Genomic DNA, 26,528 nt, shown 5'->3' with positions numbered 1-26,528 from the left:
GACCACGCTCGTGCCGAAGAACCCCACCTGGCTGAGAACTCGGCGCGTACTCAGCGTCACCGCGCTGGCGGCCCTGGTGACCGGCGGCGCGTTCCTCGGCTCGGGCATCGCTTCGGCGGCCACGACCCTCGCCAACCAGTGCACGGGCTCGGTCAGCGGCAGCATGGGCGACACCGTCGCGTTGCCGGGCTCCTCCGTCAGCGCGCTCGCGAAGCAGGCCGCGGCGGCGAAGCAGCAGTCGCTGCTGTGGATCATCCCGCTCAACGGCGTGGACCCCAACGGCGTGGCCAACGCGCTGTCCGCGAAAACGCTCACGATCGGCACCGTGCCCAGCTCGTCCGGCGGCACCATCGACGGCAAGACCATCGGCAGCGCCGTCAACGAGGCGCTGCAGGGCAACGCCTCGCTCGGCTGGAGCGCCGACACGAAGAAGCAGGTCCTCGACGCGATCACCAGCTCGGTCACCTCGAACTGCGGCCTGACCACGCTGGCCACGAACTACACACCGCCGACCTCGTCGTCGACGCCGCCGAGCAGCAGCTCGCCTTCGACCAGTACCTCGCCCTCGAACTCCGAGGGCGGCCCGCTCGCGAACCTGATCCCCGGGTCCGCCGGCACCGCGCCGCAGCGCGACTACAACGGCATCCCGACTGCGACGCCCGGCACCGCCGTCGCCCCCGGCATCCGCTACCCGGCCAACGGCACGCTGCCCGGCTCGGCCGCGCCCGTGACCGGTGGCCAGGACACGCAGAGCCAGGGCCCGGACGTGCGCAACGCCGGCAACGCGGAGTCGCTCGCGACCTCCGGCGGCGCGTCCGACATCCAGCTGCCGATGCTGCTCGCGGTGATCGTGCTGGCGGGTGTGACGGCCGGGCTGGTGCGCACCTGGGCGCTGCGCCGGGCCTCCTGACAGGCCTCCCGGCAAGACTGTCGGTACCCCCAGGTACTCTTACCTGGACAAACCCTCCTGCCACGGACAGTCCGTGGCCGCGAGCCCATAGGAGGTGAGTGGTTGTGTCACGCCATTACGAGGTAATGGTCATCCTGGACCCCACGCTCGACGAGCGCACGGTCGCCCCCACGCTGGACAACTTCCTCAACGTGATCCGCACTTCGGGCGGAAGCGTCGAGAAGGTCGACGTCTGGGGCCGTCGTCGCCTGGCGTACGAGATCAAGAAGCACGCCGAGGGCATCTACGCGCTGCTCGACCTGAACTCCGACTCCGACGCGGTCAAGGAACTCGACCGTCAGCTGTCGCTGCAGGAGACCGTGCTGCGCACCAAGGTCATGCGCCGCGAGGTCAAGCGCGCCGCGGCCAAGCCCGTCGCCGCCAAGGCCTGAGCCGAAGGGACGTCCCCGTGGCTGGAGACACCGTCATCACGGTGGTCGGAAACCTGACCTCCGACCCGGAACTGCGTTTCACCCCGTCCGGCGCGGCGGTCGCGAACTTCACGGTCGCGTCCACCCCGCGCACCCTCGACCGGCAGTCCGGCGAGTGGAAGGACGGCGAGGCGCTGTTCCTGCGCTGCAACATCTGGCGCCAGGCGGCGGAGAACGTCGCCGAGTCGCTCACCCGCGGCGCCCGTGTGGTCGTGCAGGGCCGGCTCAAGCAGCGGTCCTTCGAGACCAAAGAAGGCGAGAAGCGCACCGTCGTCGAGCTCGAGGTCGACGAGATCGGGCCCTCGCTGCGGTACGCCACGGCGAAGGTCAACAAGGTCAGCCGCGGTGGCGGCGGTGACTTCGGCGGCGGAGGCGGTGGCGGCGGCAACCGCGGAGGCGGCGGTGGCGGCGGCATGCCGGCCGACGACCCGTGGGGCTCCGCGCCCCCCGCAGGCGGCGGTGGCGGCGGCGGTTTCGCCGACGAACCCCCGTTCTGATCTCGTACTTTTACACCCAAGATTTGAATCCAGGAGAACACAGTGGCCAAGCCACCCATCCGTAAGCCCAAGAAGAAGGTCTGCGTGTTCTGCAAGGCCGAGAAGAAGGGCCGCCCGGAACTGATCGACTACAAGGACACCAACCTGCTGCGGAAGTACATCTCCGACCGCGGCAAGATCCGTGCCCGTCGCGTCACCGGCAACTGCAGCCAGCACCAGCGTGACATCGCCATCGCGGTGAAGAACTCGCGCGAGATGGCGCTGCTGCCCTACACCTCGACCGCTCGCTGAGGAGGCTCGTCATGGCGAAGATCATTCTCACCACCGACGTGGCGAACCTCGGTGGCCCCGGCGACATCGTCGAGGTCAAGGACGGTTACGCCCGCAACTACCTGCTGCCCCGCGGCTACGCCATCGTGGCCAGCAAGGGTGCCGAGAAGAACGTGCGCACCATCCAGCGCGCGCAGGAGTCCCGGCGCATCCGCGACCTCGACCACGCCAAGGAAATCAAGGCGACCCTCGAGGGCCTCGGCGCCATCCAGCTGACGGGCAAGGCGGCGGAGGGCTCGAAGAAGCTCTTCGGCTCCATCACCGCCGGCGAGATCGTCGACGCGATCAAGGCCCAGGGCGGCCCGCTCCTCGACAAGCGCGTCCTGGACCTCCGCGACCACATCAAGACGGTCGGCAAGCACTCCGTCAACGCCCGCCTCCACCCCGACGTGAAGGTCGACGTCCGCCTCGAAGTCAAGGCGACTTCAGTCTGACGGTTTTGTTCTGACGAAGCGCCCCCGGGTTTCGGCCTGGGGGCGCTTTCTCTTGCGTCGGTCCGGCCACACAGCGGATCCGATCGACGACTGTTCGTTATCGTCAGAGCTGATCTTCGATCCGCTGGACAAGGCTGGAGTCCGATCGCCACCATGCCGCCCCGCACCGTCCGCTACGCCGCCTCCACCGCCGCTGCACTCACCGCGGCCATCCTGCTCGCCGCGTGCAGCGGCAGCTCGACCACTCCGCCCGGCCCGGCAAGCTCCGCAGCGGGCAGCACCGTCGAACCAGTACTTGAGATCTCGACCCCGCTGCCCACCGACGCGGTGTTGAACGATCCTTGCTCAGTGCTGAGCGCGGTCCAGGCCGCACAGATCGGCCTCAAGCGCGACGGCAAGCTCGACGACCGGTCTCCCAAGGCGTGCACCTGGGAATCCTCCGGAAACGCCGAGAACTCAGTGGGAATCGGCGCACTGCCGCAGAACAAGAACGGCCTTTCCGACATCTACTCGGGAAAGTCGTCGGCCGCCTACTTCACCCCGACCACGACCGGCGGATACCCGGCCGTCTTCACCGACAAGACCGACGACCGCTCTACAGGCTCGTGCCAGCTGTGGATCGGCATCACCGACCACCTCGCCGTCTCGGTGGGCACAGTGATCAACGTCGGCGCGAACAAGGCGGACCCGTGCCGGATTGCGCAGAGGGCAGGGCAGGCAATGATCGACCACCTCAAAGGCGCGGCGTAGCGTCGTCGAGGCCCTTTCGGGTGACCGACGCTGCGGAAGGAAATGGAGTGAATTCGGTGCGTTATCCTCGCGCTGATCTTGCTCGGCTTCGCGCACCGGGGGTTCCGCAATGGCACGCCGCCCTGTCCCGCTGATGGCCGCGGCCGCTGCGGCCGCCCCGCTGACCTCGTGCAGCGGACCCGCCAAACCTGCCGCCCCCACCACCACAGCGAGCGCCTCCGGTCCGCGGGTCCCCAAGCCCCTCCCGACCGACAGCTTGCTCAACGATCCGCGCAACGTCCCCTCCGCTGCCGAAGCCGCCCAAGTCGGCCTCGCTTACCCGGCCGACTCGTCAAAGAGACGCTCACGAGCTGCGCGTGGACCTCGTCGGGGAGCAAGCAGAACTTCGTTCACATCACCGCCCTTCCGCAGAACGATCACGGAATCAGCGACCTCTACAACCTGAAGTCCAACCAAGCATATTTCGAACCGACCTGGATCGCCGGTTATCCGGCGCTCTACGCCGACACCCAAGATGGTCGCAACGACGGCACCTGCACGCTGTGGGTGGGGATCACCGACAAGCTCGCGGCGTCGGTCCTCCCGCAAATCGGCATGGGCCGCACCAGGGACAATCCGTGCGGGGTCGCGCAGCAGGTCGCGACAGTGGTGATCAACCACCTGAAGCCCAATCCCGACCGCCCGGAACCCCAGGTCCAGGCCACCACAAGATCGATTTCGACCTGCGCTCGAACTCGCCTGAACCCGAGCGGGAACCAACGGCCGTGCGTTACCATCCAACCTGCTGATCTCGCCGTTTGGGGAGCGAGAGGTAGCCCAAGGGGGTAACGCCGATGTCCGAGATTCCACCTACTCCTCCGATCAAGGTGGGCAGTTACGGGACCGCCGGCGGGTATCAGTTCGAAGACGATGAGATCGACTCGGTCATCAAGCAGTGGCAGGACCTGCACGATCATCTGGGAGACGACCTCGTCGAGGCGCAGAAAATCGCCTACGTCAAGCCACCGGCCGACGAGTTCGCCAGCCACGACTTCGTGGACAAGGGCGCGAACCCCTCCGGGTACACACTGCTCGATCAGCACCAGCGCATGGTCGACTACGTCGCGGCTTTCATCACCGCACTGACGGCCGCGAAGAACAAGATCACGGTTCACGAACAGCAACAACGCGACAATCTCAACAAGACTGGAGCCTGAGCCCCGCATGCTGCCCCGCACCGTTCGCCTCACCGCTGCAACGATCGTCGCGCTCGGCCTGCTGACCGCTTGCAGCGGGGAAACCGGCGGCTCTGCCGATCCCTCGGCTTCTCCGAGCTCGAGTGGCGCGTCGAGCAGCGGCTCAGGCCCCAAAGTCCCCGCCGCGCTGCCCACCGGTGACCTGCTGAACAACCCGTGCAACGTCCTGAACGCGAGCGAAGCGGCCAAAGAAGGCCTCATGTTTCCGGGGCGAACGGTCAACGAGTCTTCCGTCAGTTGCTCGTTCAAATCCACGGGCAACCCGTTGAACTCCGTCAGCATCGGTGCGCTGCCCCAGAACAAGAACGGGATCAGCGACATCTACGACCAGAAGGCGCAATCCGCGTACTTCGAACCGGTGACGGTGAATGGCTATCCCGGCGTGCTCGCCGATGCTCATGACGGCAGGCCGTCAGGCAACTGCCAGCTGTGGCTCGGTGTCACCGACGAGCTCGCCGTTTCGATCATCCCGCAGATTTCAGCGGGCCAGCACAAGGCCGACCCGTGCGGTTTCGCGCAAGAGGTCGCCGGTGTGGTGGTCGACCATCTCAAGGCGGCGGCGTGATCACCACGCAGCCAGTATTCGGCTCGGAAGGAGTGGCGCATCATGGGGAATGACGCCAACACCATGGGCAAGGAGCTCAAGGGCATGGCGATCGGCGCGGGCTATGGTGCCGCGATCGGGTCCGTTGTGCCTGGGGTCGGTACCGCGGTCGGTGCCGGTGTGGGTGCGGTCGTCGGTGGCTTGGTCGGTATCTTCAGCGGCGGGCCCGAGGCACAGCAGCAGTCGGCCAACGTGGGCGGCCGGTCGATCGACGCATACACGATCTACCAGCGGATCCACGCAGGCGACCCGACCTCGCTCAACACCGGTGTCAGTGGCGCTGTGAACCTTCAGAAGATTCACAGCGGCCGGGTCACCGAAATCGACAACCTGAACAAGAAGATGGACGCCGCCTGGCAGGGCGGCGGTGCGACGGCCGCTCAAGCCGGAGCCCACCCTCTCGGTCTCTGGTTGCAGGACTCGGTCAACAACCTCGGTAAGAGCCACACCTACCTCAACACGCAGGTCGACTGCTTCGGCACCGTCAAGTCGAAGGTGCAGGACATCCCGAAGGACCCGCCGTCGGCTGGGTTTCTCGACGGTGTCAACCCGTTCAGCGACAAAGACGACGAGATCAACTCGTACAACAACAACGCGAAGGCGAACGTCGACGCGTACAACAGCTACTACAGCGCTTCAGGCGCGAACGCGCAGGGCTTGCCGCAGTACAGCGCTTGGCAGGGCAACAATCTGTCGAACGGACCGGGTGGCCCGAATGTGCCGGGCGGGCCCGGCGGTGGCGGCAAGGTCCCGAGCGTGGGCGGCGGTCCTGGTGGTGGCGGAGGCAGCTTCAACCCCGCGAACATGCCCAAGTTCGACGCCAAGCCCACCGACTTTTCCACCAACCACACGGGCGTCAACGACCCGAACAACCCCAACAACACCGGCATCCCGACTGGGACCTACACCCCGCCCGGCTCCGACTCCACGACCGCGCAGGGCTTCACGCCCTCGTCGTTCGACTCGAGCGGGTTCGGGCCCGGTGGGGCCGGCGGATTCGGGCCGGGCGGCGGCGCCGGAAGCTTCGGGGCCGGTGGCAGCGGCGGCGGGTTCGGTGGTGGCGGCGCCGGCTCCGGTGCTGTTGCCGGCTTCGGGCCGGGGGCGTTTGGCGCCGGCGCGGGCTTCGGTCCCGGCGGTGCCGCTTCGGGTGCCGCAGAAGGGCTCGGCGGAGCCGGGGGCGCCCGCGGCGGGGCGATGGGTGCCGGAATGGGGGCGGCCGGCAAGGCCGGTGCCTCGGGCATGGGCGGCATGGGCGCCGGCGGCGCGAAGGGCGGCAAGGGCACCGAGGACGAGGAACACCAGACCAAGTACCTCGTCGAAGAAGATGCCAACGAGCTGTTCGGCACCGACGAGTTGACCGCGCCACCCGTGATCGGTGAATGAGGCCTAACGACGTGATCACCCTTGATCAACCGAACAAGTTCACCCTCCCGACGCTGTTCAACCTGATCAAGCGCCGGGGCGGTGAGCCGCACCAGGTCATCGCGGACATGCCGGTCTTCCTGGACCCGGATGCCGAGCGGACGATCGACCAGGACGTGAACAATGTCCTGACCGAGATCGGGCTGATGGGTCCGCGCGGCATGGACCGCGACCTGCTTGCGCTCGTCGAGTCGATCTGTCACCCGCAGATCGAGTACTACGGCTGGTTCGACGGGCAGTTCGACGACGGCAGCCCCTCGAACTACGCCGTGCTGGTCGGTAGCGGCAACGGCGGCGGCTTCGCGCTGCTCCGGGTCATCGGCGAGCAAACGGTCACCGTCACGCGGCAGCGGCCCGACCTGCTGCTGCCGACGTTCCTCGACCTGCTCCCCTTCGCTCAAGGGGCACAGGGGCAGCCTCTGGTCACGAGCAAGTCCGAGTTCGAGAGTGGCCACGCCGCGGGGTCCGAGGACGTGTCGCAGCGGTCGATCATGCAGACCGGGCGGAACGAGGCGCTCGCGCCTTTGAAGGAGATTCAGCGGATCCTGAAGGCGCCGCGGACCGGGGCGGGGTCGTTGTACGTCGCGGCGCGGTCGAACGGGGGGCGGCGCCGGCGGATTCCGAAGCCGATCAACTTCGTGGACACCGCCGAGGGGCGCTGGTTGATGGAGGAGCGGCCCGGGCGGGACGATTCGCTCGTCGTGTTCACGCCGGGTACGCCGAAGGCGATCGGGGATCGGTTGCGGACCGCGCAGAGCGCGTTGGGCTGACCCGTTAGAGCGCTACTCCGGGTGGGATTTCGAGTGCGGCACGTTCAGATGGCCGCCAGGTGAACCCCACCCGGTTTTTGTATTGCGACCGGCCTACCAGCGTGTTCTCACTCAGCGGTTACTCAGAGCACCAAAACGCCGGTGCGCGGCCGGTGCGATCGCTCGTTCAGCCCACCGTGTCACGCTTCTACGCTCCGTAGCATTCATCCACAGGCATGTGCGCACCCGCCCGGGCGACACGCCGAACGACGCGCCACGCGCGACACGCCGGACGAGTTTCGACAAAGTTCTCCACAGTCTCTACACAGGGCTTGAGCTGGGGATTCCTTGAAGCTGATCAGTACTGTCCCCAACTTGTCCACAGCGTGGCGGCTGCCTGTGACTGGTTACCTCCAGTCGTCCACAAGTTATCCACAGGACGGTCAACACCCGGAATTGCGCTCCTCCGTCCGGGGGATCTAGCGTGCCCTCTCGGCCAGCACTCACGGTGGCGCCCGGCGTGGCAAGTCATCGGTGAGGGGGACGCCGGTCCATCATCAACGAGGGCCCGGCGGTTGGGCTGGGAAAGTCGGAGAGGATCCGGCATACTCGAACAGGTGTTCGCACGAGGAGAGCTCGCGCGACACCGTTCGACACAGGACGTGACGAGTGGCAGGGGATGACCGCGGCTTTGCCCGCCGGTCGAGGAGGTGTCCGGGGCGGTGGCGCTGACCGACGACCGCGGTCCGATGTACGACGCGGACTCCGACCCGGGGCCGAGTGACCCGGGTCCGGGCGGGTTCGACCGGCAGCCGCCGCAGGACATGGCGGCGGAGCAGTCGGTGCTGGGCGGCATGCTGCTGTCGAAAGACGCGATCGCCGACGTGATCGAGGCGCTCGGGCCCGGCGACTTCTACCGGCCCGCGCACCAGGCCGTGTACGACTGCATCCTCGACCTCTACGGTCGCGGCGAGCCCGCCGACCCGATCACGGTGTCGGCGGAGCTGGAGCGCCGCGGCGAGCTCGGCCGCGTCGGCGGGGCGCCGTACCTGCACACGCTCATCGCGACCGTCCCCACCGCGGCCAACGCCGGGTACTACGCCGAGATCGTCGCCGAGAAGGCGGTGCTGCGCCGGCTCGTGGAGGCAGGCACGCGCATCGTGCAGTACGGCTACGGCGCGGCGGCCGCCGACGGCGCCAACATCGACGAGGTCGTCGACCGCGCGCAGGCCGCGATCTACGACGTCACCGAGCGCCGCACCAGCGAGGACTACGTCGCGCTCGAAGACCTCCTGCAGCCGACCATGGACGAGATCGACGCGATCGCGTCGCGCGGTGGCCAGTCGCAGGGCATCCCGACCGGGTTCGCCGACTTCGACGAGCTCACCAACGGCCTGCACCCCGGCCAGATGATCATCGTCGCCGCCCGCCCCGGTGTCGGTAAGTCGACGCTGGGCCTGGACTTCGTGCGTTCGGCGTCGATCCGCCACGGCCTGACCAGCGTCATCTTCTCGCTGGAAATGAGCCGCACCGAGATCGTGATGCGCATGCTCTCGGCCGAGGCCAAGATCCGCCTCGCCGACATGCGCGGTGGCAAGATGTCCGACGACGACTGGACGCGTCTGGCCCGCCGCATGAGCGAGGTCTCGGAGGCGCCGCTGTTCGTCGACGACTCGCCGAACATGACGATGATGGAGATCCGCGCGAAGGCCCGCCGGCTCAAGCAGCGCCACGACCTCAAGCTCGTGGTCGTCGACTACCTCCAGCTGATGACGTCGGGCAAGCGCGTCGAGTCGCGGCAGCAGGAAGTCTCGGAGTTCTCGCGGCAGCTCAAGCTGCTCGCGAAGGAGATCGAAGTGCCGGTCATCGCGATCTCCCAGCTCAACCGTGGTCCGGAACAGCGCACCGACAAGAAGCCGATGCTGTCCGACCTCCGTGAGTCGGGCTCCCTGGAGCAGGACGCCGACATCGTCATCCTGATCAACCGCCCCGACGCCTGGGAACGCGACGACCCCCGCGCCGGCGAAGCCGACCTGATCCTGGCAAAGCACCGCGCCGGCCCGACGAGCACGATCGTCGTCGCGCACCAGCTGCACTACAGCCGCTTCGCCGACCTCGCGCACGACTAGCCCCGCCGGGTCCGAAGCGATCCCCACGTTCGGCGACGTGCGACTGCGCGCCTTCAAAGACCGGGACGTGGACATGATCATCGACTTGTCGACCGATCCCTACATCCCGACCATCGGGTCCCTCTTCGGCAACTCCAACCGGGACGACGCCCGCGCGTACCTCCGGCGACAGCACGACCGCCTCGACGCCGGGCTCGGCTACGCGTTCTGCGTGGCGTCCGCGAGAACCGACGAAGCGCTGGGCACGATCGGCCTGCACCTCGCCGCCCTCACCGCCGGCCGGGCGACCGCGGGGTACGCCATCGCCCCCGCCCACCGCGGCAGGGGGTTCGCGCGGCAGGCACTCACCGCGCTGACGCGGTTCGCCTGGTCGATCCCGGACCTGCACCGGATCGAGCTGTACATCGAACCGTGGAACGTCGCCTCCGTGCGCACGGCCGAGGCCGCGGGCTACGAGCGCGAAGGTCTGCTCCGCAGCCACCAGGAAATCGGCGGCCGACGGGTGGACACGCTGCTGTACGCCGCGATCAAGCAGGCTGACCAGCCGAGGTAGCCAGGCGGTTCAGCTGGGACGCCAAGCGGCCATTGCGGTGTATTCGGCACGCAGCACGGACGGCAGGGTCGCCGCGGCGGCAGCCTGTTCCGATTCAGGCAGGTAAGTGAACATCTCCACGAAGCCGACCGCGACCGCGATCGCGTTCCCGACCTGGGGATCGGACTTGAACTCGGCAGCCAGCACGGCCGCGACGGCGCCGGCCTGCTCGAACTGATCGGGATCGACATCGCGGCGGTGCCAGGCGGCGAGGTACCAGACGCCGAGGGCGTCGAAGTACATCGTCGGCAGCAGTTGGCGGTGGTCGCCGAGGTGTTCGGTCATCAGGGCCGCCGCGTGCGGTGCCGCGTCGGCGGCGGCGCGGGCCACGCGGGTCTGCTCGGGGGACGCGAAAGGGTCGGCGCCCGCGCGGTCAGGGTCGTCCATGTCGATCACCCTGCCACCGTGGCTCTCGGCGGTCAGCGGCCGAGAGCCTCGTAGTTCGTGATGAAGCTCGTCAACAGGCGGGCGAACGTCGCGCGATCCTCGGCGCTCCACGGCGACATCGCCTCCGCGAAGACAGTCCTGCGGAACGTGTGCAGCGCGTCGAGCCGGGCGCGGCCGGCCGGGGTCAGCGCGAGGACCGTGCGACGGCCGTCGGATTGGTCGGCTTCCCGCTGCAGGTCGCCCTGGTCGACGGCGCGGGCGACGAGACGGCTGGCACGCGGCTGGTCGACGCCGAGCGCCAACGCGAGCGACGTGACGGTCGCCGGATCGTCACGGTCCGCGAAGTCCTCGACGACGTCGAGCAGTTCGATCACCGGGTCCAGGGCGTGCTGGCCACGGCCACGGGCGATGCGGGTGAGGGCGCGGCGCTGCTGACTCCGGCGGATGGCGATCATGGCGCGCTCGACATCGGCCACCGGTTCCGGCATGGGGGTCCCCTCACGGAAGTACATGTACATTTACATGTAGTTGCTCTTCGACATAGGGAGTATCCATGAAACCCATCGGCTACTGGCCGCGGCACAACCACGAGTTGCTCGAAAAGGCCTTCGATCAGCCACTCGGCACCTACCACCTCACGCGCCGGCAATGGCAGGTGCTCAACGCGGTCGCGCAAGGAGCGCACACCATCGAACAAGTCGACGAAGCGCTGAAGCCCTTTGTCGCCCAAGAAGGCAGCATGCGAGCTGCACCACCGAGGCTGGCTCACCGGACCACCAGCTCACCGCCGAAGGCCGGCGAGCCCACCAAACAATAGAGGCCGAAGTCCGAGCCTTCCGCGCCCGAGCCACCAACGGCATCGACGAGCAGGACTACCTCACCACTGTCCGCTCCCTGGAACGGATGGCCGAAAACCTCACCTGAGGAAATATCGCCGGGCCTCGCAGCGTCGCGTACTGTAGTAGTTGAAGTTTCAAACACTTGGAGGCACGCATGGCCCGCACCCCGGTTCTCTACCTCAGCCACGGTGCGCCGCCGCTCGCGGACGACGCGAGGTGGACGCGGCAGCTCGCCGGCTGGTCCGCGGACCTGCCGAAGCCCCAGTCGATCCTCGTCGTCTCGGCGCACTGGGAGGAAGCGCCGCTGACGCTCGGGGCGACCGAGACCGTCCCCCTCGTGTACGACTTCTGGGGCTTCCCCGACCGCTTTTACCAGGTGAAATACGCCGCACCGGGCGCGCCCGAACTGGCCGCGAAGGTGCGCAAGCTGCTGCACTCGACCACGCCCGTGCACGACGCGCCGGACCGCGGCCTCGACCACGGCGCGTACGTGCCGCTCGTCGAGATGTACCCCGACGCCGACATCCCCGTGCTGCAGGTCTCGATGCCTTCGCTCGACCCGCAGGCGCTGTTCGACCTCGGCCGCAAGCTCGCGCCGCTGCGCGACGAAGGCGTGCTGATTATCGGCAGCGGCTTCTTCACCCACAACCTCAGCGCCATGCGCGAGACCGACGGCACCGACGGCACGCCGCCGCAGTGGTCCACCGAGTTCGACCACTGGGGCGACGAGGTCATCCAGCACGGCGACGTCGACGCACTGCTCGACTTCCAGCACAAAGCGCCGGCCGCAGCCGTCGCGCACCCGCGCATCGAGCATTTCGCACCGCTGTTCGTCACGCTCGGCGCGAGCGAGACGACCGGCCGCACCGTGATCGACGGGTTCTGGCACGGCCTCGCGAAGCGTTCGCTCGAATTTTCCTGACGCACAAAGAAACGGGCCCGGAAGCTGGCTGCTTCCGGGCCCGTTTCGGGTTCAGCTACATGCTCACTTCTTGAAGAAGCCGGTCACCTTCGCGGCCAGCTGCTGGATCATCGCCAGGGGCGAGGAGTCCATGCCCGACAGCGCCGGGACCTGAGCCACGGGCAGCGCCGGGACGGCGGGCAGTGCGGGCAGAGCCGGCAGACCCGCGGTCGGCAGCGCCGGGACACCCGACGTCGGCAGCGTGGCGGGCACGCCCGGCAGAGCCGGCAGCGCCGTCACGGCGGGGAGCTGCTGCAGCGTCGGCAGGTTCGCCTTCACCGGGAGCTGAGCCGGGACAGCCGGCAGGGCCGGCATGTCCGCGCGCTCGCCACCGACGGGCAGACCCGGCAGGTGCACGCCGCTACCCAGACCCGACACGGTCGGCAGGGAGGTGGCGCCCTTGAGCTGGCCCAGCTCGTTCAGGGCCGACAGCCCGCTGACCGGCAGGTCGGCGCGCTCGGCACCCGGCAGCATCGCCATGGCGGGCAGGCCCGGCAGAGCGCCGGCGTCCGGCAGGGCCGGCAGACCCGGCAGCGCGGGCAGACCCGGCGTGGCACCGGCGGCCGGCAGCGCCGACAGGGCCGGCAGCGCGGGCAGCTGAGCCGCACCGAGCTCGTTGCCGAGCGGGGTGTCGATCGACGGCTCGGACACGACGGTGTTGTCGGTGCCCTCCGCGGTCGCGGTGCCCAGCAGCTCCAGCGGGACGCCGAAGACCGGGACGTTGACCGGCAGGTGGTGGTAGAAGTTGTAGCCCGAGAGCGCACTTCCGTCACCGTCGGTGGTGGGGGTGCCACCGTTGGTCGCGGTGATGTTGTTGTCACCGGTCGCGTGGGCGACACCGGCCGCGGAAACGGCGTTGGTCACCACGTGCGGCACCGCGCTGACGGGGATGTCGAGGATGTTGCCCGAAACCGAGCCCTCGAGACCCGACGTGGTGTCGTCACCGGCAGCGGTCACGTCCTGCGTGTTCATGCTGTCGGCGGAGGACACGCCCGCCGCGGAAACCGAGTCCGCCACGACCGGGACGGCCGCCAGCGGGTCGGCACCGATGACGTTGCCCGCCACCGCGCCCGCGTCACCGTTGGTCAGCGCAGAGCCGCCCGCGGTCGACGCGACGTCGTTCGAACCGGCCGCGTGGCCCAGCGCCGCACCCGCGACACCGGTACCCGACGGGTTCACCGCACCGGCGACCGGCGCCTTGATGATGTTGCCGGCGAGGCCGCCGCCCTGGCCGTCGGTGCTGGCGTGGCCGCCCGCGGTCGAGTCGGTCAGGTTGTCGGCCTGCGCGGTGCCGATGCCGGCCACCGCGCCGCCGATCCCGTGGCCCTGGACGGGCAGCGAGACCGGGGCTTCGATGATGTTGCCCGCGCCCGCACCCTTGGTGCCGGTCGCGTGCGTGTCCCAGCCGGCACCCGAGGTGGTGTCGCCGGTGGCGTTGCCGTGGCCCTGGCCCACGAACGCGCCGCCGATGCCGAAGACCTGCACCGGGGCCGACACCGGGACGGTGCCGAGGTTCGAGCTCAGGAAGCCATTGTCGTCGGCGGTGTTCCCGCCGCCGCCGGCCTGGACGACCTTGGTCTCGTGCGCGTCGGCCGAGCCCTGGCCGATGAACGAGCCGCCCACGCCGAAGACCTCGGCGGGCACGCCCACCGGGACCTGGACGACGTTGCCCGAGCCCGAGGAGTCGTTGCCCTGGCTGCCGTCGTAGCCACCGGCCGTGACGGTCTTGGTCTCGTTCGACGTGCCGGAGGCGTTGCCGATGTGGCTGCCGCCGATGCCGTGCACCTCGGGAGCGCCCGCCACCTGGCTGTTGACGACGTTGCCGCCCAGCACGGTGTCGTTGCCGCGGGTGTAGCTGCCGTTGCCCGCGTTGGCGTCGGTGGTGTTGTCGCACGCGGCGTGCGCGTTGCCGATGTAGGTGCCGCCGACGCCGCACGCCTCGACGGGCAGGGCCACGGCCGGGTCGACCACGTTGCCCGCGCCCGCGGCCTGCTGGCCCGAGGTCTTGACGAAGCCGCCGGAGTCGACGGTGCTCGAGTGCGAGCTGCCGACGGAGCGCTCGGGCGACATGCCCGTGGTCGCGTTGCCGATCCACGAACCCGCCACGCTCGCGACGTTCGCGATCGGGCTGAGCTGCGCGGCCGCGGCGTTGCCGCCGAGGAACGACTGGTCACCGTCGGTCTCGAGGTAGGTCGGCGTACCGCCCAGGCTGCCCGGCCGCTTGTCGCCCGCCTTCGCGTCGGCCGAGGAGGAGGACGTCGCGTCGGCGTCCGAGCCCCACACGCCACCGGCGTTGCCGTTGAACTTCACCGGCAGGGCGATGGGCGCGCCCACCACGTTGCCGGTGCCCGCGCCGCCCTTGCCGTCGGTCAGCGCGGAGCCGCCCGAGGTGGCCGTGGTGTCGGCGGTGTACTGGCTGTAGCCGTTGCCCAGGATCCAGGACGCGGCGTTGCCGGTCACCTGCACCGGGGTGGCGAACTGGCCGGCGACGACGTTGCCGGAGAGGCCAGAGCCCTTGCCGGTGGTGTCGATGTTGCCGGTCTCGGTGGTGCTCTGGCTGGCCGAGCCGCCGTGCACCGCACCGGACCCGCCCGCGAGGCCGACGCCGTTGCCGGCCAGCTGCACGGGGAGCGCCCAGTCGAGGGCGACGACGTTGCCCGCGAGCCCGGAGTTCTTGCCGGAGGTCGCGATGTCCTGGTTGTGCGAGTAGGTCTGCTCGTGCGACTTGCCGTCGACGTTCGCGTCACCCAGCACACCGACGGCGTTGTCGACGATCTGGATCGGCACGACGAGGTCGCCGGAGACCTTGTTGCCCTTGAGGGCGTCGTGGGTCGGCGTCAGCTGCCGCGGCGCATCGGCCTTCGGCAGGCTGTCCGTCAGGTTGCTCGCCGCACCGCCGGGGCTCTTCGCCGAAGCGAGCGCGTCCTTCACGGCGGAGGTGACGGGCTTGGTGCTGACCTCACCCTGGTAACCAGGAACGTCCACCTGACCCAGCGGGGTGCCGATGGCGTTGTTGTCGACGTCGACCGGAACGGTGACGTTGAGGTCGAGCGGGGAGGCCGGGGTGTCAGGGTTGACGTTTTCGTCGGCCGAGGCGATGCCGGTGCCCAGCATCAACAACCCACCCGTGACCAACGCGGTCTGGAGTCCGCGCTTTGCCCAGGTCTGCATGGGGTTTTTCTCCTTCATTTCGGGTTCCCTTGCGGGCTTGTGGAGGTGCGCTTTTCGCCGTGTTCATCGAGGGGAAATGCGCACCAGAGGGGTGGTGCGGTGCGAGCGCGGAAAAGGGCGCATCGCGAGAAAACCCGCGGGGTTCAGTCGGTGACGCGAAGCAGGCACGACGAAGGTGCTCGAGCTTCAGGGCGCGTCAACGACCCCGCGGGTGAGGTGAATCAGTCAGGAGTGACGCCGGGCTGGTGGCCCGGGCTGAGCGGCGTGTGCCGCACACCGGCACGGGTCGAACCCGCCACGGCGTTGTCGACGGCAGCGGTGACCCAGGAGGGGACGCCGAAGTTGAGGCCGTCGAGGTGACCACCGGGGGCGGTGTTGTTGCCGCCGCCGGGGACAGTCGGGATGGAGGGAGGCGCCATCGGAAGCTGCGCCGGGGAGAACGGGGCGGGCTGGTTGCGGTGGTCGCCACGCGAAGACGTGTCGACACTCTCGCCTGCTGCCGCGAAGTCCTCGTGCGCGGAGCGGGAGAAGATCGCCCGCAGCGCGTCGGAGGTGGAAACCGCTGCGGCGCCGAGGTTCTGCGCCGTGTCACCGGTGGTGCCGGTGGCGGCCGAGACGGGAGCGGCCGGCTCGACGGGCGAGCCCGGGAGCTCGGGGAGGTTCACCAGCGACCCCGTGTGGCTCGGGTCGAGGAGGTCCCACACCTTGCGGCCGAAGTCCTGCGCCTCGGGCGACGGGGCCGTGGCCTCGTCGATCACGCGGCGGGTGTCCTCGGGCTTGCGGGCGATGTGCTCGATCGCGCCGAGCGTGCGCGACGCCGGGTGCAGCACTGCGTCTTCGCCGAGGTCGGTCACGGCGTCGCTGACGCGCCCCGACACCTCGTGGTCGGCCGTGGTGCGCACCTGGTCGCGGTGCGGCCCACCGATGTGGTCGCGCGGGTCGAGCGAGCAGATCGGCCGGTCGTGGCCCGGCTCGGACCACGTGGTGGCGTCCTGCTCGCACGCGGAGACGTTCTGCACGGCGCCCGCGGCGGCGCCGGCGACGCTGCCGGCGAACTGCGAGACGCCGCCGGTGACGTCGCCGAGATTGGCCACGGTCGCGTCGGTCACCGGGGTGACGCTCGCACCGACCTCACCGGCCTGGATGGTGTCGGCCGAGGCGGCGGAGGAGGAGACGGCCCACGCGGCGGCGGTCGCGGCGACCGCGCCACCGAGGACGAACAGCGCACGCGACGCGAGACGGCCGACGCGCTTGGCGTCCCGCCTCTCGTTCGCCGCGTTCGTCACTCGTGCTTCTCCTCGACTCGAAACGTCTGACTCGAAATGTTTTCGGGCTTTTCGCTTTCCGAGCGACGCTGAATCGTCGGAATTGCGTTCCCCATCGCCGGGTGTGCGACCGAGAAAACCAGGAGCCACACCCGTCACGCATCCTTGACACGACTTGATGCCACCATCGTGTGAACAACACAGAGTGTGGCTCGATCTCACGTTCGGTGATCACCACTGGCGGAGGCGGGGTTACTCCGGAGTCGGCTGTCAAGCGCCACTTCGGGCGAACCGGCGGACGCACCGCCGTGGTTGGGCCCGGAAATGTCGGGGTAGACCGATACGGTGGGCACCGTGAGCCAGCCACCACGCGGACGGCGCGAACAACCGTTCCTCACCGAGCACAACGACATCACCGGCCTTGTCCCGCGCGGACTGCGGGTGGCCGCAGCCCTGGGCTGGCGGTTCATCGTCGTGATCGCCGCGCTGTACGCGGTGGTCTGGCTGATGGGGTACCTGGCGGCGGTGGTCATTCCAGTGTCCATCGCGCTGCTGCTCGCGGCGCTGCTCGCGCCCGCCGTGGAGAAGCTGGTGCGCGTCCGCTTCCCGCGCGGGTTGGCCACGGCCATCGTGCTGATCGCCGGCCTGGCGGTGCTGGGCGGGCTGCTGACGTTCGTCATCACACAGTTCTCCAGCGGCCTGCCGCAGCTGCAGCAACAGCTGAACAACAGCCTCAACCAGATCAAGGACTGGCTCACCAACGGCCCGATCCACCTGCGTCAGGAACAGATCCAGGACTTCCTGAGCAATGCGATCGGTTTCATCCAGAACAACCAGGCCTCGCTCACGAACACCGCGCTGACCACGGCGGGCACCGTCGGCGAGATCCTCACCGGCTTCGTGCTCACGCTGTTCGTCACGATCTTCTTCCTGGCCGGTGGCAACCAGATCTGGTCGTTCCTCGTGCGCGGAATCCCCGCGCGGGTGCGAAAGCGCGTGGACGTGGCCGGGCGCCGCGGTTTCGCGTCGCTCGTCAGCTACATCCGCGCGACGGCCGCGGTGGCCGTGGTCGACGCCGTGGGCATCGGCATCGGGCTGTGGATCGTCGGCGTGCCGCTGGTGATCCCGCTGGCGACGCTGGTGTTCCTCGGCGCGTTCATCCCCATCATCGGTGCCGTGATCGCCGGTAGCGTCGCGGTGCTGATCGCCTTGGTCACCAAGGGATTCATCGGCGCGATCATCGTGCTGGCGATTGTGATCGGCGTGATGCAGCTGGAAAGCCACGTGCTGCAGCCGCTGCTGCTCGGGCGCGCCGTGCGGCTGCACCCGCTGGCCGTGGTGCTCGCGATCGCCACCGGCCTCGTCGCCGCGGGCATCGCCGGCGCGCTGCTGGCCGTGCCGCTGCTGGCCGTGCTCAACGCCGGCATCCGGTCGCTGCTCCACGAACACAATCCCGATCCCGAAGCCGTCGACGTGCTCCACGACCAAGCGGCGCAACCCAACGACGCCGAACCGGGCTCCGACGACGCCGAAGTGCCGACTCGGGGCGACGACGAGGAGAAGTGAGCACGCCGGCCACCCGCGACCCGGCGACGCCGCTGTGGCGTGGGGTCGTGCTGCTGCGCGTGGTCACGTGGGCGTTCGCGCTCGGCGTGGTGATCGCGCACCGCGGTGAGTTCCAGCGCGCGTGGCTGGCGTGGGCCGTCGTCGGCGCGATGGGCGGATGGACGCTGGTGTCGGGCGTCGCGTACCTGCGCGAAGGCGGCCGCCGGCGGTGGCTGGTGGTGCTCGACGTCGTGCTGACGACCGGGCTGATGTTGTTGTCGCCCTTCATCTTGTCGCCGACGCAGTACGCCGAGGCCGCGCCGCTGATCACCACGGTGTGGGCCGCCGTGGGACCGATCGCGGCGGCGACGCGCTTCGGCGCCGGCGGCGGGGTGCTGGCGGGACTTGTGGTCGCCGTCGGCACCGGCGTCGCGCGCGAACGCCTGGACCTCGACGTCTTCCGCGACGGCGTGCTGCTGTGCGCGAGCAGCGTGCTGATCGGCATGGCGGCCACCACCGCGCGGCGTTCGGCGGAGGCGCTCGCGCTGGCGTTGCGCACGGAAGCCGCGACGGCCGAACGCGAACGTCTCGCACGCTCGATCCACGACAGCGTGCTGCAGGTGCTCGCGCGCGTGCGTCGGCGTGGCATGGAGGTCGGCGGCGAGGCGGCAGACCTGGCGCGGCTGGCCGGTGAGCAGGAGATCGCGTTGCGCGCCTTGGTGACCACCGAACCGTCGTGGGCGGTGGCGAGCAACGGAACCGCGGACCTGCGTTCGGCGTTGCAGTTGCTGGCCACGCCGTCGGTCCAGGTCGCGACGCCCGCGGGGACCGTGGACCTGCCGGCGCACGTGACTTCGGAACTGGTGGCCGTCACGCGCGAAGCACTGTCCAATGTGGAGAAGCACGCGGGACCGGACGCCTGCGCGTGGGTGCTGCTGGAGGACCTGGGCGGCGAGGTCGTGGTGAGCATCCGCGACGACGGCCCGGGCATTCCCGAAGGCCGGCTGGCGCGTGCGGAGGCCGACGGGCACCTGGGTGTGGTGGAGTCCATCAGAGGCCGGGTGCGCGATCTCGGCGGCACCACGGCCCTGGACAGCGCTCCGGGCCGCGGCACGGAATGGGAGGTGCGTGTGCCGAACACGCCGGTGCCGAACAAGACCGGGCGGGAGGTAACCGTGCCGAACAAAACGAGGGGCGGACGATGACGATTTCCGTGATGGTGGTCGACGACCACCCCATCTGGCGCGACGGTGTCGCCCGCGACCTGGGCGAAAACGGCTTCGACGTCCGCGCCACGGCGCCCGACGCCCCCGCCGCCGTACGCATCGCCCGCACGGTCCGCCCGGACGTCGTCCTGATGGACCTCAATCTCGACGGCACCTCCGGCGTCGACGCGACGCGCGAGATCACGACGGAACTACCGGACACGCGGGTGCTGGTGCTGTCGGCTTCCGGAGAGCACTCCGACGTGCTGGAGGCGGTGAAGGCGGGTGCCTCCGGCTATTTGGTGAAGTCGGCGTCCGCGGCGGAGCTGGTGGACGCCGTTCGCCGCACGGCCGAGGGCGATCCCGTCTTCACGGCGGGTTTGGCTGGGCTCGTGCTGGGTGAGTACCGGCGGATGGCCGACGCGCCTTCCTCCGCCGAGCCGGCGCCGCCGCGGTTGACCGAACGCGAGACGGACGTGTTGCGGCTGGTCGCGAAGGGGCTGACCGCGCGCCAGATCGCGGAGCGGCTGGTCCTGTCGCACCGGACGGTGGAGAACCACGTGCAGTCGACGCTGCGGAAGCTGCAGCTGCACAACCGCGTGGAGCTGGCGCGGTACGCGATCGAACACGGCCTCGACGAGGACTGATCGCTACGAAGCGCTGACCGCGGCCGTCTGCAGAGCGCCGGTCAGCTTGGCTTTCCCGAGCCGCCACGCGGGTTCGCCCGGGTGCCAGGCCGCGACGACCCCGTCGTCGAGCACGAGGTCGCCGTCGTCGGTCCAGTCCAGCGACGAGTGCTTGAGGTTCTCGGTGGAGAACGGCATCGACGGTGACTGCTGCCAGGTCAGGTCCGTGAGGTCGAGCAGCCACACGTCGCGGGTCTGGAGGTCGGAGCTGTGCCACGCGGGCGAGCCGAAGTCGACGGCCGCGTAGGTGCCGTCCCGGCTGGGGACGACCAGGGGATTGTTCTGGACCACCGGCGGCTGGACTTTCTCGCGGCTCCCGTCGCGCAGGTCGACGACCGTCAGGTCCGTGAGGCCGCCGAGGACCAGCCGGTCGCCGATCGCGGCGAGGATGCTCGGGGCCTGCTGCACGGTGCGGCCGGTGTCGGGGTCGATGAGGACGTCGACGGTTTCGGCGGTGCCGTTGTTCACGGTGATCAGCAGGCCGCGGGAGGTCTCCTCCCTCAGGATCGTGGTGCAGCTCGCCGTGTTGCCGCCGCCCAGCTCCGAGCCGGCGAGCGACACGTGCTCGAGCCGGCAGCTGTCCGGGGCGTCCTGGCGGATGACCCACACGCTCTTCGCGTCGGCACCCGGCGCGAGGCTCACTGCCTGGCCGAGCGGCGTGGCCACGCCCGCGTAGGCGTAGACGTCGAACGGCTGGCAGGTCTGCTGGCACCGGGGCGAGGTGAGGATCACCGGGGTGCGGCCGACGCGCTGCATCCAGACCAGCCGATCACCACCCGGCACGCCGGGAACGGTGCCCTTCGCGCCGGTGTCGGCGTCGAACAGGGTCGGTGGTGACGTGGCGAGCAGCAGCTGCACGTCGATCCCGCCGGTGGCGACCGACCCGGTGAGCCCGCTCGGTGGTGGCCCGCTCGGCCGGGGCATCGTCGTGGGGTTGGGGCTCGGAGCAGGGGTGGGGATCCCGCCCGTACACGCGGCCAGGAGGAAGCTCGTCGCAACGAGGGCGACGCCGGCGCGAAATACGGGTCTGTTCAGGGTTTTTCCCCGATCTGACGAGGGAAATACGGTTCTACCATCGTATGCATGGCCGAGGAAGAGACGACCGGCGCGGAGACCGCGACCGAGACGAAGCCGTTGACCGCACGCGACATCCGGGTGTCGGACGACGAGCGCGAACACGTCGTCGCCGTGCTGCAGAAGGCGATCGGGCTGGGGATGCTCAACCTCGACGAGTTCACGGAGCGCACCGACAAGGCGCTGGCGTCGCGCACGCGCGGCGAGCTGAACGCCGTGCTCACGGATCTGCCCGGCCTCCTGCACCCGGGGGCGGCGCCGAGTTACCCGGCTTACCAGCCGCCGACCAGCACGTATGCACCCGGTCAGCGGCTCGAGCTCAACGCCAAGTACTCGTCGCTGCAGCGCGGCGGCCCCTGGCTGGTGCCGCCGGCGATGGTCGTGCGCAACAAGTACGGCAGCACGAAGCTGGACTTCACCGAGGCCCAGGTGTCGACGCCGGTCGTCGAGATCGAGCTGGACTCCAAGTGGGGTTCGGTCGAGATCATCATCCCGCCGCAGGCCGCGGTGGACTACAACGCGATCACCGAGATCAAGTTCGGTTCGCTCGACGACAAGACCGGCAGCAACGGCCGCGCCGGCGACCCGCGCTACGTCATCACGGGCCGCATCCACGGAGGCTCGCTGGTCATCCGCAACCCTCGGCGGGGCTTATTCGGCTGACCGGCGATGCGGTGCCGGGCCCGGTTTTTCATCCGTCGGCCGGGTCCGGCTCCGTCTTTTTCAGTTCGCCGCCGCGCGCGCCGCGCCCGGATCGGCGCTGGCCAGCGCGTTGGTTGCTTTCGCTTCCGCCTCGGCCAGCGTGACCGTGGCCAGCGAAGCGCCGACGGCCCGCACCGCCGCCGCGTTCATCGACAAGCTCGTGAGGCCCAGGCCCGCGAGCACCACGGCGAGCCGCGGGTCGGCCGCCGCTTCACCGCAGACGCCGGCGGGCTTGCCCGTCGCCTTCGCCGCATCGCCGATCAGCTTGAGCAGCCGCAGCAACGCGGGCTGCCACGGGTCGTTCAGCTTCGCGACGGCGCCGAGCTGACGGTCGGCCGCGAACGTGTACTGGGCCAGGTCGTTGGTGCCGACGGACACGAAGTCGACGACGTCCAGGATCTCCCGCGCGGACAGCGCCGCCGCCGGGATCTCGATCATCACGCCCGCGCGCTCGATGCCCGCCGCGCGCACGCGTTCGGCGAACCACGCGGCTTCCTCGGCCGTCGCGACCATCGGGGCCATCACGGAAACCAGCGCGCCTGAATCCTGGGCCGCGCCCGCGATGGCCTCGAGCTGGCGGTCGAGCACCTCGGGCTGGTCGAACGCCACGCGCAGGCCGCGCACGCCCAGCGCCGGGTTGGGCTCGTCGTCGGGGTTGAGGAAGGCAAGCGGCTTGTCGGCACCCGCGTCGAGCGTCCGCACGATCACCGGCTTGCCGCGGAACGGCGCCAGCACCGCCGCGTACGCCTTGCGCTGCTCGTCGACGGACGGCTCCGCCGGGGCGTCGAGGAAGCTGAACTCGGTGCGGAACAGGCCAACGCCCTCCGCTCCCGCGTCCGCGGCCGCCTGCGCGTCGGCCGGCGAGCCGACGTTGCCGTAGACCTTGACCACGTGCCCGTCCGCGGTGGCGCCGGTGCCGTTCCACTCCGCGGGCCCCTGCGCGACGGCCGTGATGATCGGGTCGGCCGGGTCGGCGCTTTGGACGAGGCCCGTGTCGCCATCGACAGTCAGTGCCTTCGGGTCGAGCTCCAGGATTCCCCTCACAGCCACCACCGCCGGAATCCCCAGCGCGCGAGCGAGGATCGCCGTGTGACTCGTCGGGCCGCCCTCTTCGGTGACCAGCGCGAGCACCTTCGCCGGATCCAGCCCCGCCGTATCCGCCGGCGCCAGGTCCCTCGCCACGAGCACGCTGGGCGCCGCCAACTCCGGCACCCCCGGCGGCGCGACACCCAGCAGCTCGGCCACCAGCCGGTCGCGCACATCGCGAACGTCGCGCACCCGCTCCGCCATGTACCCGCCGGCCGCGGCCAACGCCTCGGCAAACCCCTCGGCCGCCTGGTACACCGCGCGCGCCGCGGGCAAGTTCTGCTCCGTCACCAGCTTCTTGGCCTGCGCGGCCAACGCCGGGTCGCCCGCCATGGCCGCCGTGGTGATCAGGATCGTGGCGGCCTCGCCGGTCGCCACCTCCGCCTGCGCCTCCAGCCGCTTCGCCACGACCTCCGCCGCCGGCTCGATCCGCGCCGCTTCCACCTGCGCATCCCCGGGCGCCGGCGTACTCGCCGGCTCGCCCATGGGCTCCGCCACCCGCACGACAGGCCCCCTCGCCCGCCCCGGACTCACCGCAACCCCGCTCAGCCCCGCTGCCGCGCTCTCAGACATGGTCTAGACCATATCCCAGATGCGCGCGGACGGCTCGCGGTGTCGGCCACACCACCCGGCTCTCCTGGCTGTGTTGCACCCGCGCCACCTCCTGACTCGCCCCGATCCCGTGTGACGCTCGCTCTTCCCCGCCCTGGTACACAACCCCCACCCTCTCCGGGGGGCTGCCCCGATCCCATTTTACCGAGGTCAGGGGCCTTAAAACGGGTGGTGGGGAATCTGTGGACAACTCGGGGTCGGCGGGGTCGGCTGTGGACAACTCGGGATGGGGATGAGGATGGGGATGGGGGACGCAGCGGCAGGGCCACAGCGTTGAGCCGAGAGAGGGAACGGCGGGGTCGCTGGGCGGTCCAGGTCAGCAGTAGCGGGATGCGCGCCAAAGGAGGCACGCAGGCGGAAGGCCAGTTCAGGTCCGCACGCTCGCACTGACCTCGGCGCACGTCAGCAGGATCGGGGCGATGCGAAACAGCGGCGAAGCACCGCCATGACCACGAAACCGAGCGACCACCTGGCCCGCTGAGCGAGGTGACCGCACAACCGAGGATCAAAACCGCCTTCCACCAGGCCGAAACACGACAGAAACCGGCCAGAGTCCGTGCAACCGCCTCACACGCCGCACAGTCAAAACAGGCGAAAGACCCACCGGCGCGAGTCAGCCCAGCTTCGCAGCCATCGAGCAGAAGAGAAGCCGACGACAGCGCAGACTCAGGCCATTTCGGCGGCCGTCGGGTACGAGGGCTGCGCGCCATGTCGGGTGACGCTCACCGCGGCGACGGCGGCCGCGCGGTGAGCCGCGTCCACGAGCGAAACGCCAGAAGCCAGAGAAGCCGCCAGAGCGCCGGCGAAAGCGTCCCCGGCCCCGGTGGTGTCGACGGCCGCCACGGCGGGCGAGGAGACCGCGGTAAGGCCAGAGGAGGTGACGACCACGGCACCACGCGAACCGAGCGTCACGACGGCCGCGCGCGGGCCCAGTTCGAGCAGCTTGCGCGGATCAGCGCCGGGGGAACCGAGGAGATACGCGGCCTCGTGTTCGTTGACCAGCAACACATCCACCGCGGCCAAGGTCGAAGCCGACAGCCGGGCGGCCGGGGAGAGGTTCAGCAGCACCGTCGCTCCAGCGGCAGAAGCGCGGGCGACGGCGTGCTCCACCGTCGGCAGAGGGACTTCCAGCGAAAGAACCACCACAGCAGCGCCGGCAAGAGCCTCGGACGTGATGTCGGAGGGCATCAGCGCCGAGTTCGCACCAGGCGAGACCAGAATCGAGTTCTCGCCATCGGGAGTGACGGTGATGTACGCGATGCCGGTCGGGCGATCGACGACAAGCAGAAAAGCCGTCGAGACGCCCGCGCCGGTCAGGGAATCGCGCAGAAGAGCGCCGTAAGGGTCCGAACCCACGGCGCCCAGCAGAGCCACATCCGCACCCAGCCGGCCCGCCGCGACGGCCGTGTTCGCGCCCTTGCCGCCGGGGGACAGGACGGTGTCGCCGCCCAGGACGGTTTCGCCGCCGGCCGGGCGGCGGTCGACGGGGACGACGAGGTCGGCGTTGGCGGAACCCACCACCAGCACGGCTGCACACATGGTCGACACCTTGCCACGGGTGCGCTCGGGCGCAGGTCACCCACCGTCCGTGCGCAAAAGTGAAGGTTTTTGTAACTTATCCGGCGCCCAGTGCGACAATCAGGCGAGCAGCGGCTGCCCGTCACTCGATCGGGGGATCCATGTCCCCCAGGCGTCACTTCTGACACGGGTTCCGCTCTTGTGGAGCGTCACTGTCCTTGAGCCAGTGGCGTTGCCCCGACCGGAAGCGCACCGGAGAGGGCATCGGGTCGCCGGCGCCGATCACGTAGCCCCCCGAGTGATCGGCGTCGGCGGCGCCCCGAGCAGCGCGGCCACGATCCGCGCGGCCGGCATCGAAACACCCGAAGCCAGTACGAAGTCACCGCCGTCGCGCGAGGTCACGCGCACGAGGCCGCCCGCCTCGGCCGTCACGGCGGAAATCTCGTCGCGCCGCACCACGACCCCGTTGTCGTACCGAGGAATCCACGTGACGCCGAAGCCGTCCACGGTGAATACGCCCCGTGTGCCGCGGTGCCGGGTCCAGACCAGTGCGGCGACGCACAGCGCGACCGCGATCAGCCCGGGCACCGTGACCGGCAGCCACGTCCGCACGATGAGCACGGCCGCGAGCAACGCCACCGTGCCCCCGATCGCCGCCTGACGCGCGCCCGAAGCCTTGCTCGCGCGCACCGTCACGCTCTCGCCGGCAGCCGGCGCGCGCTTCACCGAGGCCCACCGCACCACCGTCGTCGCCGCACGTTGCAGGCCGAACCCGCCGCGCCGCACCTCCAGGGACGGCCACCGCACCAGCCCCGGCCGCACCGTCTCGACGGCGGCAGCCAGCCGGTGGGCCTCGCCGGGTTCGAACAGCGTCGACAGGACGAAGCCGTGGGGACCACGGCGGCCGAACCGGCCGGCCAGGCGATCCTCGGCAGAAGGAGCCAGGTACACCTCGACCCGCTTGTGCTTCTCGACCAGCACGACCGCGCTGACGTCGTCCCACGGCAGCACGAGCCGCGCGTCGCGAACGGGGAACCGCAGGCCGCGCGAAGCGACCTCGACACTCAGCCGCTCCTTTCGCATGCCGCGCCGCCCGACGGGGATGCAGCCCAACAGCACGAACCCCACCAGTGCGATCACGGACCCGGCGTACAGACCGGCGCGGCTCGCCGTCATGAGCACGCCGCCGAAGCCCGCGATGAGGAGCCCGGGAACCAGCAGCAGCAACGTCGCCAGCCGCACCTGGTCCGGCGGGACGGGTGCGGGGTAGGTGACCGTGGTGATTTCGTCCATCTCGGACGAAGTGTGACAGAACGCGCCCGGGATTTCCCTACCTCGTTCGGCGGACGACCGGG

The 26,528-nt window shown here is 69.8% G+C and carries 27 protein-coding genes; 19 read left to right on the top strand and 8 right to left on the bottom strand.

Features of this window, described 5'->3' with window-relative positions; genetic code table 11:
• The first annotated feature begins 10 nt into the window (after nucleotides 1-10).
• The 13 genes from AB0383_RS01965 (at nucleotide 11) to AB0383_RS01905 (ending at nucleotide 10,083) form a co-directional block, all read left to right on the top strand.
• A complete protein-coding gene (locus tag AB0383_RS01965) occupies nucleotides 11-910 on the top strand; it encodes a hypothetical protein (protein ID WP_366184521.1) in 900 nt (299 codons plus the stop codon).
• Nucleotides 911-1,014: 104 nt separating this feature from the next.
• Nucleotides 1,015-1,341 (top strand): 30S ribosomal protein S6, encoded by a 327-nt coding sequence (gene rpsF / locus AB0383_RS01960; protein ID WP_220245346.1) that lies wholly within the window; start codon nucleotides 1,015-1,017, stop codon nucleotides 1,339-1,341.
• Nucleotides 1,342-1,358: 17 nt separating this feature from the next.
• Nucleotides 1,359-1,877: a single-stranded DNA-binding protein gene (locus AB0383_RS01955; protein ID WP_364169194.1), complete on the top strand. Its 519-nt coding sequence runs from the start codon at nucleotides 1,359-1,361 to the stop codon at nucleotides 1,875-1,877.
• 42 nt (nucleotides 1,878-1,919) lie between these two features.
• The gene (gene rpsR, locus AB0383_RS01950; RefSeq protein ID WP_003098744.1) at nucleotides 1,920-2,168 is read left to right on the top strand and encodes a 30S ribosomal protein S18; all 249 of its coding nucleotides are present in this window, start codon (nucleotides 1,920-1,922) and stop codon (nucleotides 2,166-2,168) included.
• Nucleotides 2,169-2,179: 11 nt separating this feature from the next.
• A complete protein-coding gene (gene rplI, locus AB0383_RS01945) occupies nucleotides 2,180-2,641 on the top strand; it encodes a 50S ribosomal protein L9 (protein WP_220245348.1) in 462 nt (153 codons plus the stop codon).
• Nucleotides 2,642-2,794: 153 nt separating this feature from the next.
• On the top strand, nucleotides 2,795-3,391 hold the full coding sequence (locus tag AB0383_RS01940; protein ID WP_364169191.1) for a DUF3558 domain-containing protein: 597 nt from the start codon (nucleotides 2,795-2,797) through the stop codon (nucleotides 3,389-3,391).
• 168 nt (nucleotides 3,392-3,559) lie between these two features.
• On the top strand, nucleotides 3,560-4,219 hold the full coding sequence (locus AB0383_RS01935; protein WP_366184882.1) for a DUF3558 domain-containing protein: 660 nt from the start codon (nucleotides 3,560-3,562) through the stop codon (nucleotides 4,217-4,219).
• 5 nt (nucleotides 4,220-4,224) lie between these two features.
• Nucleotides 4,225-4,587 (top strand): hypothetical protein, encoded by a 363-nt coding sequence (locus tag AB0383_RS01930; protein ID WP_364169189.1) that lies wholly within the window; start codon nucleotides 4,225-4,227, stop codon nucleotides 4,585-4,587.
• A 7-nt stretch (nucleotides 4,588-4,594) separates the two neighbouring features.
• Nucleotides 4,595-5,191 carry a DUF3558 domain-containing protein gene (locus AB0383_RS01925; protein WP_364169186.1) on the top strand — a complete coding sequence of 199 codons (597 nt, stop codon included), beginning with the start codon at nucleotides 4,595-4,597 and terminating at the stop codon, nucleotides 5,189-5,191.
• A gap of 42 nt (nucleotides 5,192-5,233) precedes the next feature.
• Complete coding sequence (locus tag AB0383_RS01920) at nucleotides 5,234-6,613, top strand: hypothetical protein (RefSeq protein WP_364169183.1); 1,380 nt, start codon at nucleotides 5,234-5,236, stop codon at nucleotides 6,611-6,613.
• A gap of 11 nt (nucleotides 6,614-6,624) precedes the next feature.
• Nucleotides 6,625-7,422, top strand: coding sequence for an ESX secretion-associated protein EspG (locus AB0383_RS01915; protein ID WP_364169180.1), 798 nt, complete (start codon nucleotides 6,625-6,627; stop codon nucleotides 7,420-7,422).
• Nucleotides 7,423-8,123: 701 nt separating this feature from the next.
• Complete coding sequence (gene dnaB, locus AB0383_RS01910) at nucleotides 8,124-9,530, top strand: replicative DNA helicase (protein ID WP_360607003.1); 1,407 nt, start codon at nucleotides 8,124-8,126, stop codon at nucleotides 9,528-9,530.
• A 37-nt stretch (nucleotides 9,531-9,567) separates the two neighbouring features.
• Entirely contained in the window at nucleotides 9,568-10,083 is a 516-nt protein-coding gene (locus tag AB0383_RS01905; protein ID WP_366184516.1) for a GNAT family protein, read from the top strand.
• Between the two features lie 9 nt (nucleotides 10,084-10,092).
• Here the strand turns inward: AB0383_RS01905 and AB0383_RS01900 are convergent, their stop codons facing one another.
• Both AB0383_RS01900 and AB0383_RS01895 read right to left on the bottom strand, forming a co-directional pair.
• Nucleotides 10,093-10,518, bottom strand: coding sequence for a hypothetical protein (locus AB0383_RS01900; protein ID WP_366184514.1), 426 nt, complete (start codon nucleotides 10,516-10,518; stop codon nucleotides 10,093-10,095).
• A gap of 23 nt (nucleotides 10,519-10,541) precedes the next feature.
• Nucleotides 10,542-10,997: a MarR family transcriptional regulator gene (locus AB0383_RS01895; RefSeq protein WP_364169172.1), complete on the bottom strand. Its 456-nt coding sequence runs from the start codon at nucleotides 10,995-10,997 to the stop codon at nucleotides 10,542-10,544.
• Nucleotides 10,998-11,062: 65 nt separating this feature from the next.
• Here AB0383_RS01895 and AB0383_RS01890 point away from each other — a divergent pair, with 65 nt between their 5' ends.
• Both AB0383_RS01890 and AB0383_RS01885 read left to right on the top strand, forming a co-directional pair.
• On the top strand, nucleotides 11,063-11,326 hold the full coding sequence (locus tag AB0383_RS01890) for a hypothetical protein (protein WP_366184512.1): 264 nt from the start codon (nucleotides 11,063-11,065) through the stop codon (nucleotides 11,324-11,326).
• A 176-nt stretch (nucleotides 11,327-11,502) separates the two neighbouring features.
• Nucleotides 11,503-12,270 (top strand): class III extradiol ring-cleavage dioxygenase, encoded by a 768-nt coding sequence (locus AB0383_RS01885; RefSeq protein WP_366184510.1) that lies wholly within the window; start codon nucleotides 11,503-11,505, stop codon nucleotides 12,268-12,270.
• Between the two features lie 63 nt (nucleotides 12,271-12,333).
• Here AB0383_RS01885 and AB0383_RS01880 read toward each other — a convergent pair whose 3' ends face one another.
• Both AB0383_RS01880 and AB0383_RS01875 read right to left on the bottom strand, forming a co-directional pair.
• On the bottom strand, nucleotides 12,334-15,480 hold the full coding sequence (locus AB0383_RS01880) for a PE-PGRS family protein (protein ID WP_366184508.1): 3,147 nt from the start codon (nucleotides 15,478-15,480) through the stop codon (nucleotides 12,334-12,336).
• Between the two features lie 221 nt (nucleotides 15,481-15,701).
• Nucleotides 15,702-16,766, bottom strand: a complete 1,065-nt coding sequence (locus AB0383_RS01875) for a hypothetical protein (protein ID WP_364169161.1) — start codon at nucleotides 16,764-16,766, stop codon at nucleotides 15,702-15,704.
• A 333-nt stretch (nucleotides 16,767-17,099) separates the two neighbouring features.
• Between AB0383_RS01875 and AB0383_RS01870 the strand changes: the two genes are divergently transcribed.
• From AB0383_RS01870 to AB0383_RS01860, 3 genes are read left to right on the top strand one after another with little or no spacing between them, the layout of a single operon-like run.
• Nucleotides 17,100-18,311, top strand: a complete 1,212-nt coding sequence (locus AB0383_RS01870) for an AI-2E family transporter (protein WP_364169159.1) — start codon at nucleotides 17,100-17,102, stop codon at nucleotides 18,309-18,311.
• Complete coding sequence (locus AB0383_RS01865; protein WP_366184505.1) at nucleotides 18,308-19,495, top strand: DUF5931 domain-containing protein; 1,188 nt, start codon at nucleotides 18,308-18,310, stop codon at nucleotides 19,493-19,495. The genes AB0383_RS01870 and AB0383_RS01865 overlap by 4 nt, the downstream gene beginning before the upstream one ends.
• Nucleotides 19,492-20,142 carry a response regulator transcription factor gene (locus AB0383_RS01860; RefSeq protein ID WP_364169153.1) on the top strand — a complete coding sequence of 217 codons (651 nt, stop codon included), beginning with the start codon at nucleotides 19,492-19,494 and terminating at the stop codon, nucleotides 20,140-20,142. Before AB0383_RS01865 ends, AB0383_RS01860 begins: the two co-directional genes overlap by 4 nt.
• A 3-nt stretch (nucleotides 20,143-20,145) precedes the next feature.
• Here the strand turns inward: AB0383_RS01860 and AB0383_RS01855 are convergent, their stop codons facing one another.
• A complete protein-coding gene (locus AB0383_RS01855) occupies nucleotides 20,146-21,105 on the bottom strand; it encodes a hypothetical protein (RefSeq protein WP_364169150.1) in 960 nt (319 codons plus the stop codon).
• Between the two features lie 159 nt (nucleotides 21,106-21,264).
• Between AB0383_RS01855 and AB0383_RS01850 the strand changes: the two genes are divergently transcribed.
• On the top strand, nucleotides 21,265-21,918 hold the full coding sequence (locus tag AB0383_RS01850; RefSeq protein ID WP_366184502.1) for a DUF1707 domain-containing protein: 654 nt from the start codon (nucleotides 21,265-21,267) through the stop codon (nucleotides 21,916-21,918).
• Between the two features lie 60 nt (nucleotides 21,919-21,978).
• On the opposite strand, the gene ptsP is transcribed toward AB0383_RS01850, so the two are convergent.
• The 3 genes from ptsP to AB0383_RS01835 form a co-directional block, all read right to left on the bottom strand.
• Nucleotides 21,979-23,616, bottom strand: coding sequence for a phosphoenolpyruvate--protein phosphotransferase (gene ptsP / locus AB0383_RS01845; protein ID WP_366184500.1), 1,638 nt, complete (start codon nucleotides 23,614-23,616; stop codon nucleotides 21,979-21,981).
• A 705-nt stretch (nucleotides 23,617-24,321) separates the two neighbouring features.
• Nucleotides 24,322-25,194 carry a ribokinase gene (locus tag AB0383_RS01840; RefSeq protein WP_366184498.1) on the bottom strand — a complete coding sequence of 291 codons (873 nt, stop codon included), beginning with the start codon at nucleotides 25,192-25,194 and terminating at the stop codon, nucleotides 24,322-24,324.
• A gap of 261 nt (nucleotides 25,195-25,455) precedes the next feature.
• Nucleotides 25,456-26,466, bottom strand: a complete 1,011-nt coding sequence (locus tag AB0383_RS01835; protein ID WP_366184496.1) for a hypothetical protein — start codon at nucleotides 26,464-26,466, stop codon at nucleotides 25,456-25,458.
• Nucleotides 26,467-26,528: the final 62 nt, after the last annotated feature.

It is taken from the genome of Amycolatopsis sp. NPDC051373, assembly GCF_040689465.1.
Taxonomy (GTDB): Bacteria; Actinomycetota; Actinomycetes; order Mycobacteriales; family Pseudonocardiaceae; genus Amycolatopsis.
The sequence above is the reverse complement of the archived record's forward strand: the minus strand, read 5'-3'. Positions and strand labels throughout refer to the sequence as shown.